This is a genomic window from Mycobacterium sp. SVM_VP21 (genome assembly GCA_024758765.1).
Taxonomy (GTDB): Bacteria; Actinomycetota; Actinomycetes; order Mycobacteriales; family Mycobacteriaceae; genus Mycobacterium; species Mycobacterium heraklionense_C.
Window position 1 is genome coordinate 2865862 of the sequence record CP101406.1, and the last position, 14229, is coordinate 2880090.

Annotated in this window: 8 protein-coding genes; 5 read left to right on the plus strand and 3 right to left on the minus strand. The window is 64.0% G+C overall.

Going from position 1 to position 14229, the window contains the following annotated elements; translation table 11 throughout:
* Window positions 1-312 precede the first annotated feature (312 nt).
* On the plus strand, window positions 313-3084 hold the full coding sequence (locus NM962_13250) for a GH92 family glycosyl hydrolase (protein ID UVO10978.1): 2772 nt from the start codon (window positions 313-315) through the stop codon (window positions 3082-3084).
* A 113-nt stretch (window positions 3085-3197) separates the two neighbouring features.
* Here the strand turns inward: NM962_13250 and NM962_13255 are convergent, their stop codons facing one another.
* A complete protein-coding gene (locus tag NM962_13255; GenBank protein UVO10979.1) occupies window positions 3198-3347 on the minus strand; it encodes a hypothetical protein in 150 nt (49 codons plus the stop codon).
* Between the two features lie 316 nt (window positions 3348-3663).
* Here NM962_13255 and NM962_13260 point away from each other — a divergent pair, with 316 nt between their 5' ends.
* The 4 genes from NM962_13260 to ppsA all read left to right on the plus strand — a co-directional run bounded on the left by NM962_13260 (window position 3664) and on the right by ppsA (window position 11841).
* Window positions 3664-5706: an erythromycin esterase family protein gene (locus tag NM962_13260; protein ID UVO10980.1), complete on the plus strand. Its 2043-nt coding sequence runs from the start codon at window positions 3664-3666 to the stop codon at window positions 5704-5706.
* A 390-nt stretch (window positions 5707-6096) separates the two neighbouring features.
* Window positions 6097-7746, plus strand: a complete 1650-nt coding sequence (locus tag NM962_13265) for a GAF domain-containing protein (GenBank protein ID UVO14715.1) — start codon at window positions 6097-6099, stop codon at window positions 7744-7746.
* A gap of 281 nt (window positions 7747-8027) precedes the next feature.
* Complete coding sequence (locus NM962_13270; GenBank protein ID UVO10981.1) at window positions 8028-9569, plus strand: AAA family ATPase; 1542 nt, start codon at window positions 8028-8030, stop codon at window positions 9567-9569.
* Window positions 9559-11841, plus strand: coding sequence for a phosphoenolpyruvate synthase (gene ppsA, locus NM962_13275; protein ID UVO10982.1), 2283 nt, complete (start codon window positions 9559-9561; stop codon window positions 11839-11841). The genes NM962_13270 and ppsA overlap by 11 nt, the downstream gene beginning before the upstream one ends.
* Window positions 11842-11869: 28 nt before the next feature.
* Here the strand turns inward: ppsA and NM962_13280 are convergent, their stop codons facing one another.
* Complete coding sequence (locus tag NM962_13280) at window positions 11870-12355, minus strand: MarR family transcriptional regulator (GenBank protein UVO10983.1); 486 nt, start codon at window positions 12353-12355, stop codon at window positions 11870-11872.
* A gap of 152 nt (window positions 12356-12507) precedes the next feature.
* Complete coding sequence (locus NM962_13285; GenBank protein ID UVO14716.1) at window positions 12508-14175, minus strand: hypothetical protein; 1668 nt, start codon at window positions 14173-14175, stop codon at window positions 12508-12510.
* Window positions 14176-14229: the final 54 nt, after the last annotated feature.

Below are 14229 nucleotides of genomic sequence, written 5' to 3' on the forward strand. Positions count from 1 at the left end.
GTGGCGGGTGCGCCGCCGCGCCAAGCCGACCAGGTAAACACCCTTAGGGCTAAGTGGTCAAACCCTGTGCTGCCCTTACCGCGCTGCGGCTGGGGGCGCGTTCGGCCTGCCGCTTGATGCCGTGCAATCCGGCCCTTTGTCGCCAGCGCCGCTGCGGACTGACTCAGTCTGATGCTCGCGGGGACCGTCAGACAGAGTCGATGGTCCCCGAGCCCCAGGCGACATGCTTCGCTGAACGTGCCGCGATGAGACTTTGGCCCCCCTCTTCGAGGGACGTTTTGCTGTTACGGCTGGTGACTACGCTGCCCGAAGATGGCAGTACACCACATCGAACTGGGGTACAGGATGCAGTGCCGTCGCGGCTGTGATCGGCCCGCTTGGGCAGCCAGGCCACCGATTGGAGCACGCGCTATCGGTGACGCTGGCTCGGGTTTCGGGACCACGGCGTGGGAGGCGACACGGTCCCGAAGGGCGGCGGCACTACTGCTGACCGCGCTGGCGCTGACTGTCGGGCTGATCGCGGCACCGCCTACGAGTCATGAGTACTCGCGCGAGTTTGTGGCGAATCCGGTCGACTACGTCAGAACCTTGATCGGCACCGGGGCCGGCGACGCAGCGGTGGGAGAGATCAACAACTTTCCCGGCGCGTCAGTGCCGTTCGGCATGGTCCAGTACTCGCCCGACACCGTCGGCAGCTACGCGGGCTACCGTCACGACGAGGACGTCGTCACCGGTTTGAGCATGACTCATGCCTCGGTGGGCTGCGCGGCGTTCGGCGACATCGCGATGCTGCCCACCACCGAGCTGGCCGCTCAGCCGTGGAACACCGTCGAACGTATGGCGCATGACGGCACTGAAGTGGGCCTGCCGGGCTATTACGCCATGCGTTTCCCCGATACCCGGGTGACCGCGGAGTTGACCGCTACGACGCGGACCGGTGTGGGCCGGTTCAGCTACCCCGACAAGGCCAAGGCCGCGGTGATGTTTATACGTTCGGGGGCGTCGCTGGCGGGAAATTCGGCGGCCAGTATCGAGATCGGAACGGATAACACCACGGTCACCGGATCAGCCACCAGCGGTGGGTTCTGCAGCAAGAACAATGTCTACACGGTGTTCTTCGCGATGAGATTCAGCATGCCGTTCATCCGGTACGGCACCTGGGATGGCTATTCCGTGTATCCCGCCGCACGCCGCGCCTATTCGAGTTACACCGGTTCGGCGGGAGGGTATGTGGAGTTTCCGGCCGGAGCACTCCTGGAGGTACACATCGGGTTGTCGTATGTGAGCGTTGAAGGCGCCCGTGCGAATCTGGCCGAGGAGGGTCAGGGAAGCTTCGACGAAGTACGCCAGGCGGCCTCCGCCAAGTGGAACGCAGCATTGTCGCGGATCCGTGTGGCCGGCGCCGACACCGATGACCTCAAGACTTTCTATACTGCGCTGTACCACTCGCTGTTACATCCCAACACATTCAACGATGTCAACGGTCGCTACATAGGTTTCGACCAGGTGCTGCACAAGGTGGCGGCTGGGCGGACGCAGTACGCCAACTTCTCCGACTGGGATACTTACCGGGGGCAGGCCGCGCTGCACGGGCTGCTGTTCCCGCGGCAAGCGAGCGACATGGCGCAGTCGCTGATCGAAGACGCCAAGCAGAGCGGAGCTTTCCCCCGTTGGGCGCTGGCCAACGCAGCGACTGCGGAGATGACCGGAGACAGCGTGGTGCCGTTGATCGTCAATCTGTACACCTTTGGCGCCAAGGGCTTTGACGCCCGTACGGGGTTGGACTACATGGTCCGCGCCGCCACCAGGGGAGGCGTCGGCCGCAACGGGTATGTGGAGCGTCCAGGCATCGACACCTATCTGGAACGCGGCTACTTCCCCCAACTGGCGGAGTCGTGCCTGCGCGGAGCCGCTCCTGGTGCCTCGATCACCCTGGAATGGTCGGTGGACGACTTCGCCATCTCTCGATTCGCCGATGCGCTGGGACAGTCGGCTACCGCGGACGAGTTCCAACGCCGGTCCCACTATTGGCAAAATTTGTTCAATCCCACTACGCATGCCATTTCGCCCCGAGGCACAAACGGCTTCTTCCCGGAAGGGCCCGCGGTGGTCGAACCTCCGCCAGGCTGCTTCAGCCAGATCGGCTTTGACGAGGGCAACGCCGAGCAATACCTCTGGTGGGTGCCGCACGATGTGGCGGGCTTGGTGACCGCACTCGGCGGTCGCCAGGCCACCGCGCAACGACTGGACCGCTTCACCAGCATTATCAATGCCGGCCCAAACGAGCCGCATCTGTGGGTGGGGAACGAGCCGGGTTTCGGTGTGCCCTGGCTGTTCAACTATGTCGGTCAACCCTGGAAGACGCAGCGGCTGGTCGATCAGGTGCGTGGCACCCTGTTCGGGCCCAGACCTGATGGTGAGCCCGGCAATGACGACCTCGGCGCGATGTCGAGTTGGTATGTCTGGGCGGCACTGGGGCTGTATCCCAGCACGCCCGGGACCTCGATCCTCACCGTCAACACACCGCTGTTCGACCGCGCTGAGATCACGCTTCCCGGCGGCCGCTTTATCCGGCTCTCGGCTCCGGGAGCGTCCGGACGCCACCGCCTGCGATACATCGATGGGTTGTCCATCGACGGCAGGGAACGCGAGCTGACAGCGTTACCCGAGTCAATCGTCACGACAGGCGGCGACCTGAGTTTTGTGCTGACGGCCCGGCCCAACACGAAGTGGGCCACCGCTGAGCACTGTGCGCCGGCGTCATTCTCGACCGGCAGCTCGGCGCTGGCGGTCAATGTGGTTCCGGGAACTGTTGTGATCAGTCCCGGTGCCAGTCGTACGGTGGCAATCGACTTGCAGCGCATGATCGACGCGCCCGCCGACTACACAGTCACAGCGGAGTCCGACCAAGACGGGATCAATGCGACAGCATTGTCCGGTCAGCTCGACAGCGACGGTTCTGGTGCCGCGACCGCCACGGTTGCGGTTGCTGCGACCGTCCCGGCCGGAAACTATCCGCTCGTTCTCTCCGCCGCACTTGCCGGGGGAACCAGGACATTCACCGTCCTTGTGGTGGTGACTTGATGTGGTCGCCTGCAGAGATCCGCACCGCGTCGGGATTCGGCTGCGGTCCCCACCAGGCGAACTCTCGCAGCCAGCGGCCTCCGCACTCGCCGCGGCTGAACGGCGTCACCGACTTAGTGGCCGTCTTCCATCTGGTCTTCGCGACGGATGAGGTGGCCGTGGTTCAGCGGCCAGGTGCCGGACCAGGAGGGAAAGCCGCTGAACAGTTCGGAAAGCTCCGGTAGCAGTGACCTGTGCTGCCGGCGGGCGGGTAGGTCCTTCATGATGCTCCTCGAATCGATAGATGCAGATGGATCTGATGCTGTCGATTCGACTCCCATGTCGTGTAACCGGCGAGGGCCGGAAATCCCCCATGCCATAGGGGTGTTCGTCGTCATCGCGCCGGCCGGTTTTGTGCTGCCGCACGTGCGCAACGCGCACTCAGGGGTCGTCTTCGCCGAGGTCGGTGTCGCGAAAGCCCTCGACAAAGGGCCCGCCGAAATCGGGACCTCGTGCTCTTTCCCGATCGGGAGGATGCGGGTCAGATCGGTGGTGTCAGTCGTCGAGTAAAGGGAGACGGCGCGATGAAGGTGAACGACGATGACTAGGGCAGCCGATGTCAGAAGGCCGCAGCCGCGGCGGATATTTCGTGACCGCAGCGAGGCCGGCCGGGTTCTGGCGGGGCTGCTCGATGCATACCGGGGCCGCGACGATGTGATCGTTCTCGGTTTGGCGCGCGGCGGGATCCCGGTCGCCTGGGAAGTCGCGGCTGCGCTGCAAGTACCGCTGGACGCCTTCATCGTGCGGAAACTCGGTGCGCCCGGACATGAAGAGTTCGCCGTGGGAGCGTTGGCCAGCGGGGGACGTGTGGTGGTCAATGACGATATGGTGCGCGGACTGCGGATCACCCCCCAGCAACTGCGCGACATCGCCGACCGCGAGGCCGGGGAGCTGGTCCGCCGTGAATCGGCCTATCGCGGGGATCGCCCGCCTCTCGACGTTGCCGGCCGTACGGTGATCCTCGTCGATGACGGGTTAGCCACCGGCGCAAGCATGTTCGCGGCGGTTCAGGCTCTGCGCGATGCCGAGCCGGCCCAGCTCGTGATCGCCGTTCCGGCGGCCCCCGAATCGACCTGCCGGGAGTTCGCCGGACTGGTCGACGACGTGGTCTGTGCCACGATGCCCACTCCCTTTCTTGCGGTCGGCGAATCATTTTGGGACTTCACGCAGGTCACCGATGACGAGGTTTGTCGGTTGCTCTCCGCCCCAACGGGTCGGCCTCAGGTCGGCAGGAGGACGGAGCCGGCGGCGGAGATGGTCCTGCGCACAGTTGTCGATGCCCCGGGTGGGGTCCCGCCACGGACCGCGCTGGAGGAGCTGATCGGCGATGCCCGGATCGTCTTGATCGGCGAAAGTTCGCACGGCACCAGGGAATTCTACGAAGCGCGCGCCGAGATAACGAAGTGGCTGATCACCGAGAAGGGATTCTGCGCAATTGCTGCTGAGGCCGACTGGCCGGACGCCTACCGGGTGAACCGCTATGTTCGTGGTCTTGGCGAAGACACGACGGCCGACGAAGCTCTGAGCGGATTCGAGCGCTTCCCTGCCTGGATGTGGCGCAACGTGGTGGTGCGTGACTTTGTGGACTGGCTCTACGCATATAACCGCGACCGCCGATCGCTTGGCGAATATCAGACGGGTTTCTACGGCCTGGACCTGTACAGCCTGCACCGCTCCATCCAGGAAGTGGTCAACTATCTCGACAAGGTCGACCCGGTCGCGGCGGCGCGAGCCCGGCTGCGTTACGGGTGCTTCGACCATGCCTCCGCGGACGACGGCCAGGCCTATGGATACGGTGCGGCGTTCGGTGCCGGCCCCTCGTGCGAACGCGAAGCCGTCGCCCAGCTGGTCGACTTGCAGCGCGGCGCGCTCAATTATGCGCGGCTGGACGGTCAGGTAGCCGAGGACGAGCTGTTCTACGCCCTGCAGAACGCGCAGACGGTCCGCAACGCTGAGGAGTACTACCGCACGATGTTCAGCGGACGGGTCTCTTCGTGGAACCTACGAGACCGGCATATGGCGCAGACGCTGGATGCGTTGGTGGCGCATCTGGACGGTGATCGCGACGCGGCCTCGCCGGCACGGATCGTGGTGTGGGCACACAACTCACACGTGGGCGACGCCAGAGCGACAGAGATGGGAGGAGACGGTCAGCTCACACTCGGTCAACTCGTTCGTGAGCGTCATGACGACCAGGTACGCCTTATCGGGTTCAGCACGTACAGCGGTACTGTCACCGCTGCCAGCGAGTGGGGTGGGACGGCTGAGCGGAAGGTAGTTCGTCCTGCCTTGCGTGGCAGCATCGAAGATCTCTTCCACACCACGGGTAAGCCGGACTTCTTCGCTCCGATGCCCACTACGTCTTCGGGCACCGACCCACTGGAGGCGGTGCGTCTGGGACGCGCCATCGGTGTGATCTATCAGCCAGCGACCGAGCGGCAAAGTCACTATTTCCACGTCCGTCCGGCTGATCAGTTTGATGCGATCATCCACATCGACAAGACCTGTGCGCTGGAGCCTCTGGAGGTGACGAGCCTGTGGATCGCCGGCCAGACCCCGGAGACCTATCCGAGCGGTCTGTAACTGACGACGACGGGCGGAGCCGATGGACATGAAGATTCCCGGCCGACCCCACAGTTGGGGCCATGTGGATCGTCACGTCGGCGATGAACCCCGCACTCGATGTCACTTCTATCAGCGGGTCGCCGACATGTGTCCGCAGTCGGCCGTACCGCTGATCCCTGACAGCAACCTCCCCGCACAAGCTGCCCAATCTTCTGATGGCAGCTAGCCAGTAGCCGACACGGCTGGGGTATCGCCTATTGGCCGCGGTTGTGCCAGCATGTTGCTGGACGGACCTGGGCCGGTAGGGCCGCACGGTCTGTTCGCTCCGCGGAAAGAATGGGTCGGATGGACGGCGGGGACAGCGAGTCGGCGTTCAGCGGTCTCGGAGATCGGGCGCTGATCGATCGAATGCATCGTCAGCTTGACGAGCTCGCCATCACACGCGATCGGATGGAGCAGCTGCTCACGGTCATTGTCGAGATCGGCTCCGACCTTCACCTGAACACGACCCTTCATCGGATCATCGTTGCGGCGATGAAGCTGACCTCGGCCCGGTACGGCGCCCTGGCTATCCGCGGCCCGGAGGGCAATTTGATCGAGTTCATTCACGCCGGCTTCGACGAGGAGACGGTTCGCCGGATCGGACACCTGCCGGTCGGAAAGGGCGTCTTGGATGTCTCGCTCGTCGAGGACCACCCGCTGCGCCTTGCTGATCTGACTGCGCACCCCGCGGCGGTCGGCTTTCCCGCACATCATCCCCCGATGCATGCGCTGCTCAGCGTTCCCCTGGTGACTCAGGGCGTGCTGTTCGGCAATCTCTATCTGACTCATGAGCAGCCGGGCCACATGTTCGCTGAATCGGACGAAAGGGTTGCCGGCGCCTTGGCGACCGCGGCTGCGGTCGCCGTCGATAACGCCCGAATGGTGGAACACCTGCGTGCCTCGGCTCAGTGGATAGAGGCGGGCCGTGATATCACCACCGCGCTCCTTTCCGACTCGGCTCTGCCCGCGAAGCCGCTGCAGGTGGTAGCCGAGCGGGTGTGCGACCTTGCGGCGGCAGAGCAGGCGATTGTGGTGGTACCGGCCGACGCGAGCGTCCCCACCGCCGACATTGAGGCTCTGACTGTCGCCGCGGCCGCGGGCCGAAACGCCGCGGAGGTAATCCATCAGCAGATTCCGGTGGATGGCTCCACCACCGGCAGCGTCTTCCGCTCCGGGACCCCGCTGATCACCGAGGCCTTCCACATCCCGATTCCGGGTTTCACCGATGTCGGTCAGCGGCCAGCCGTCGTGGTGGCACTGCACGCCAACGGTGAGACGCTCGGAGTCCTGGCGATAGCCCGCAACGAGCATCAGCCGGCCTTCGATGAGGCGGACCTGGATCTGGTGTATGACTTTGCCCGCCGGGCTGCCGTCGCCCTGATGGTGGTGCGGGGGCGTGCCTCAGCACGCGAACGCGATATCTTGGCCGACCGCGAACGAATCGCCCATGACTTGCACGATCACGTCATACAGCAGTTGTTCGCGGCCGGACTTGATCTACAGGGCACCCTAACCTTGACGCATTCTCCCGAGGTCACCGCCCGGCTGGACGGCACGATTGACGACCTGCAAAGCATCATCGCCGAGATCCGTACCACGATCTTCCGGCTCAAATCTCGGCAGGCTCTTGATGGGGGCTTTCGGAAGCGAGTCCAGGAAGGAGTTGCGCGGTTGACCGAGAATCGCGACATCGTCACGACCGTTCAGGTCCAGGGGCCGATGATGCTCGTCGACGCCGAACTCGCCGAACATGCGGAGGCAGTGATCATGGAAGCCGTCAGCAACGTCTGCCGTCACTCCGGTGCATCCCAGGTTCGCGTCGAGATTAGCGCGACCGATCGACTGAGCGTCGTCGTCACCGATAACGGTCATGGGATTCCCCCCGACAACCAACGCCGCAGCGGCCTGGCGAACATGACGAGCCGAGCGCAGCTCGTGGGCGGTTCTTGTGAGATCACCTCGCAGCGTGACGGCGGCACCCGGGTGTGCTGGAGCGCTCCGCTGGTTGGCAGTTAGCGGGCGCCGTGTCGTTGTGGCGCGGCGGGGTACATCGACGAACCGGCGCGCAGCATCGTATCGACTTCGCACAGGACTGTCTCGGCGTGCTCCAGCTCCAGATCGGGAGCTGCTACGGATGCGCCTGCGGCGCTGTCGTGCCCCGGTGAGGGCCGTTGGCCCCGCCAATCGGTGGCGATGGTCCTTCGCGGGGAGGCCGAGCGGTTGGTGACCTAAGGCCACCAGCATTGCGGCCCTTAGACCGCTTCCTGACCCGCACGCGCTGGCCGACACTCGAAACCATGGAGCCTGCGTCACCCGCCGAAGAAGTAGTGCAGGAAGCGACGGCAGTGCCTTACGTTGAAGCTCACGAAACGCATTCCGGGGTGGTCGTCTTGGTCGGCGACCGAGCCTTCAAGGCCAAGAAGCCGGTGCACACCGACTTCCTCGACTTCCGGACGGTCGAGCAGCGGGAGGCGGCCTGCGCACGAGAGGTGGAGCTCAACCGCCGGCTTGCCCCCGAGAGCTATTTGGGGGTCGCACACCTGCACGGCCCCGCTGGCGGAGTCGGCGAACCCATCATTGTGATGCGGCGCTATCACGACGACCAGCGGCTTGCCTCGATGGTCAAGCGCGGCGAATCCGTTGAGTACGTGCTCGACAGCATCGCTGCCCGGTTGGTCGACTTTCACGACCGAGCCGAACGCAGCCGACGAATCAGCTTGCAGGGCAAACCCGGGGCGATCTACCAACGGTGGATGGACAACTTCCCCACATTGCAGCGTCACGCCGACGACGCTGTGTCATCGGCATCTGTGCGGCGTGTTCAGGACCTTGCCGCGGAATACCTTGCCGGCCGAACGTGCCTGTTCACCCAGCGCGTGGAAGCGGGCTGCATTGTCGACGGCCATGCCGACCTGCTCGCCGATGACATCTTCTGGGTCGACGACCGACCCGTCCTGCTCGACTGCCTGGAGTTCAGCGACGAATTGCGCTATCTGGATCGCATCGACGACGTGGCCTTTCTGGCGATGGACCTGGAGTTCCTGGGGCGCAAGGACCTTGGTGACTATTTTCTGGATCGCTACGTGGCCCGGTCGGGTGACAGCGCGCCGTTATCCCTGATTGGCTTCTATATCGCCTATCGCGCTGTGGTGCGAGCGAAAGTCGACTGCGTACGGCTGTCGCAGGGCAAGCCGGGTGCCGATGCGGCCGCGGCTCAACACCTGGCTATCGCTGAGCGTCACCTGGAGGACGGCGCGGTTCGGCTGGCCCTAGTCGGTGGCGGTCCCGGGACCGGCAAGTCGACCCTGGCCAGAATGGTCGCCGAAAGAGTCGGGGCCTTAGTGGTTTCCACCGACGACGTGCGCCAGGAACTGCGCAAGTCGGGCCGCCTCGGCGGAGAACCGGGCAGCCTCGATGCGGGGCTCTACGCTCCGGCCAACGTCACCGCTGTTTACGAGGAGATCCTGCGTCGGGCGGGCCAGCACTTGGCTGCCGGTCAGTCGGTCATCTTGGACGGGACATGGCGCGACGCGCAGTTCCGAGCATTGGCCCGCCGGCTGGCCAGCGACAAGCATGCGCCGATCACCGAGATCCATTGTGTGCTACCGGCTGATGTCGCCGCCGAACGAATCAAAAGCAGGGCGCCGGGCAACTCTGATGCGACACCGCAGATCGGTGCTGCGTTAGCCGCTCGAGACTTCCAATGGGATAGCGCTCACCGAATCGACACGGCGCAGCCACTCGAGCGATGTGGCCAGGAAGTTCAACAGTTGTGGCGTGCTGCGATCGATCCGCCGTACCGGTCTCATGGCGAGAAGGGAATCGGACATGTCAACTAAACGCGATGCGCCCGCTCACGTTCGGGATTTCTCGACCCTGAGCTTGGCCGACGCGGAGGAGGCTGGGGGAAAGGGCGCTAACCTGGGCGAACTGGTCACTGCGGGACTCCCAGTCCCGCCAGGATTTGTGCTGCTGCGCAGCGGGTATCTGACCTCGCTGCACGCCGGGGGAGTCGATAGCGAAGTGGCTGCGTTGCACCGCGAAGCGTTGAAGCAGGTCGACGACAGCGCTCGGCTGGCCGAGCTGTGTCGAAGGATGCAGCATCTGGTTGCCAAGGCCGGTATCGCAGAACCGGTTCGGGACCAACTCTTGGATGCTTACCATCGACTTGGTTCGCACTGCGTTGTGGCAGTGCGGTCTTCGGCCACTGGCGAAGACGGCCGTGACGCGTCGTTCGCCGGAATGAACCAGACGGTGACCAATGTGGCCGGCGACGACGCGGTAATCGATGCGGTCAAGCGATGTTGGGCATCGCTATTCACCCCGCGAGTGGTCACCTACCGGGCCAGTCGTGGGTTCGATGCGCAGCCTGCGATGGCCGTGGTGGTGCAGCAGATGATTGCTGCTGAGCAGTCCGGGGTCGCCTTCACCAACAACCCCGGTACCGGGGAACCGGGCCAGGTCGTGGTTGAGGCCGCTGTCGGCCAAGGAGAAGTTGTCGTCGCGGGAAAGGTGCAGCCCGACACCTATGTCGTTGACAAGCAGTCTCTGGAGGTTCTCGGCATCAAAATCGGCTATCAGGCGTTCAAGATCGAGCGCGGCCCCGATGGACGCGACGCGGTCGTGGAGTTGGAGCCGGTCCAAGCCGAAGCACGTGTCCTAGACGATACTGCGTTGCGGCGCATCACCGAACTGGCAGTCAGTGTCGAGGCGCATAACGGGTGCCCGCAGGATGTCGAGTGGGCGATCGCCTCGGGAACGGTGTGGTTGGTGCAGGCCAGACCGATCACCACGCTCGGCGTTGAGCCCAACGGCGGCGCGGAGGACACGGGTGTCCTGCTGCGTGGTCTGCCCGCCGCGCCGGGATCGGCGTTCGGCAGAGTGCGTATTCTTCATAGCCCGCAGCAGGGGAATCGCTTGGTGGACGGCGAGATTCTGGTTGCCCCGATGACCAACCCCGACTGGCTGCCGACCCTGCGCCGCGCGTCGGCATTGGTGACTGAGACCGGTGGGATGACCTGTCATGCCGCTATCGTGGCGCGCGAACTTGGTGTCCCATGTGTGGTGGGCACCGGTCGGGCCACCACGGCCCTTCACGATGGCCAGACAGTGATGGTCAACGGGACTCAGGGGGTTGTCGCCGCAGGTGGGCCGGCAACCGTGCGGGTGACGCCTTCCCCTCCTGCCTCTCGGGCCGCCGTCGAGACGACCGGCACGAAGATCTATGTCAACTTGGCCATGGCCGACACCGCCGAGGCTGTCGCCACCGAAGACGTCGACGGGGTGGGCTTATTGCGGGCTGAATTCATGCTGACCGAAGCGCTTTCCGGTCGCCATCCCCGTGACCTGATCGCACATGGGGAACAGAACACCGTGGTCGACGCCATGGTCGCATCTCTGGCCAAGATCGCGTCGGCATTCGGCACTCGCCCGGTCATCTATCGCACCACCGACTTTCGTAGCAACGAGTTCCGAGGGCTGCGCGGTGGCGAAGCCTACGAGCCGGTCGAGCACAACCCGATGATCGGGTATCGGGGCTGTTTTCGCTATGTGCGTGAGCCTGATGTATTCGCGCTGGAACTCGAAGCGTTGGCCCGCGTACGGGAACGGCATCCCAACGTGCATCTGATGCTTCCGTTTGTGCGGACTCGATGGGAACTGGAAGCCTGTCTGACGCTTGTCGATGCCAGTCCTCTGGGTTCGCAACGCGGCTTGCACCGCTGGGTGATGGCCGAGGTGCCGTCGGTGGTCTACTGGCTTCCGGAGTACGTCGGCCTGGGCATTGATGGCGTGTCGATCGGCAGCAACGACCTGACGCAATTGATACTCGGGGTCGACCGCGATTCAGACATCTGCGCCGAACTGTTCGATGCCGCCGATCCAGCTGTGCTCGAAGCGATCTCGCGGATTATCGAAGTGTCCCGCATGCACGGCATCACCTCGTCGCTGTGTGGCCAGGCGCCATCGACCGACCCTGCTTTCGCCGAGCATCTGGTCCGAATGGGAATCACCTCGGTGTCGGTCAACCCGGATGCGGTTCAGGCGACCCGGCGGGCAATCGCGACCGCGGAACGGCGGCTGTTGCTGGAGGCTGCGCTGGCTCGGAGCTAGAACACTGACGCTCGTGTGGCGCGGGCGCTCAGATGCCGATGTCGTCTACGTGCGCGGCGGGCTCCCCGCCAGCCGCGGTGAACGCGGTAAGGGCATGGACCAGCCCGCGGCGCTCCTTTGTCGGCAACGTCTCCACGATGCGGGCGATTGCGGCACGTCGCTGGGCGGTGACCTCGCGTACGACATCGCGCCCGCGTGGTGTCAGGTCGGCGACCAGTTCGCGTCGTGACGTGGGGTGCGGCAGTCGGTCGATTAGCCCCGCGCCGACGAGTCGGTCGACCATTCGCCCGGTCGTCGAGGGCTGGACACCGAGCAGGCTTGCAAGCGTTGCCAGGTTCATTGCACCGCGGTTGGAGAGGATCACCAGTGTCCGGAACTGGGGGATCGTGATGGTCTCGTCGACTTGGCCGATTGAGTGTGCCGAGATGGCCACCAACAGTCGCGAGGCGGTCAGCAGGGCATCGGTGATCGCATCGACGGATTCGTCGTTTTCCGCCACGTCGGCCATGGCCATCGGCGTTTCCTCGGTTCGGGCTCGTCGGCAGGACACATTCGGTGAGTAAGAACTATTGTTACACAGCGCTATTGTTGCAGTAAGCAGCACCGGTAGGAGCCGGGTAGGCCACCGCCGCGGCGCGAGTTCCGCGACGATCTCGTTGTCCCCGACTAGGCCATGTAGTCGAGTGACATCGGCGACTCCGCATGATTCAGCACATGGTCAGACCGCTTGTCGGTGGACACGCACAGCGAGCAGACATGGGCGTCGTGGGTCTCGCAGGCGAGCATGTCGGGCCGTTCGTACTCATGCCGGCAAACGTGACAGGTCATCAGTTCGGCGGTCGGGTTGCCGTGCCCGTCGTACATCGGCAGATCGATGCCGTCGTGTGTGCGCCGCAGGTAATACTTCCCGTTGGTCGCCAACGCCAAGATGGGAGGCATCACCAGTGCTATCGCGATCGCTACCAGCGGCGAATACGGCCGCAGCGTCGCCCCCAGGCCTCCGAAGAACGCGATGATCGACGTCGTTGCCGCCAGCAGCATCGATCCGAACCCGACGGGGTTGACGGCATACAACATGCCACGCCGGAACTCGGGGGCCTTCGGCGACAATTTGAGTAGGTACTTGTTGAAGACGATGTCGGACGCCACCGCCACGATCCAGGCCATCCCGCAATTGGCATAGAACCCAAGAATCGTGTTGAGGACGTCAAACATGTTGGCTTCCATCAGGGCTAACGCGATGGCCAGGTTCACCCCGAGGAACACCACCCTTCCGGGGTAATGCTTGGTGACACGCGTGTAGGAATTCGTCCAGGCCAGTGAGCCCGAGTAAGCATTGGTCACATTGATCTTGACCTGACTCAGAACGACGAGAAGGACAGCCAGCGTCAAGGCCAGCCAGCCCGGCATGAAGTTTCGATAGATCTTCTCGAACTGGTGGACCGGCTGGTTGGCGATCGTTGTGGCGCCGGGCACGTTGGAGATCAGGTAGACCGCGAGAAACAACCCGATCACCTGTTTGAGGGCACCGAACACAACCCAACCAGGCCCGGCAAGAACCGTCCAGGTCCACCACGTGCGGGCATTGGCCGGCGTCCGCGGCGGCATGAAGCGCAGGTAGTCGATCTGCTCGGCGATCTGGGCGATCAGCGACAAACAGACGCCCGCAGCCAACAGGATCGAACCGATATTCACTGTGCCGGTGCCGTTTTCGCCGGCGTAGGCCAAGAATTCCCCGATTGATTCCGGATGGCTAAGAAGTAGATAGCCGAATGGTGCCACCATCAGAATCAGCCAGATCGGGGTTGTCCACAGTTGCAACTGCGACAGGACCTTCATGCCGTAGATGACCAGCGGGAAGATGATCAAGGTCGAGCAGGCGTAGCCCAGCCACAGCGGGACGCCGAGTCCGAGATTGAGTCCTTGCGCCATGATCGAGCCTTCGAGCGCAAAGAAGATGAACGTGAACGTTGCAAAAATCACGTTGCTCACCACCGACCCGTAATAACCGAATCCGCTGCCGCGCGTGATCAGATCCAGATCGATGTTGTACCGGGCCGCGTAGTAGGCCAGGGGCAACCCCGTTGCGAAGACCACCAACGCGAAGATGAAGATGCCCCAAAGGGCGTTCGCGGTGCCCCAGCTGATCCCGATGTTCGCGCCGATGGCGAAATCCGCCAGGTAGGCGATTCCGCCGAGGGCCGAGATTCCCACGACGGGTGCGGACCACTTCCGGTAGCTGCGCGGTGCAAAGCGCAGGGTGTAGTCCTCCAGGGTCTCCTTGCCGGCCTCGATTCGGCCGAGGTCGGGTTTGGTCCTCGTTGTGCTGTCGATGCCTGCCTGATCGCTTGTCACCATTCGAGCCTCTCTGGGGTAGTAGCTGGCGAA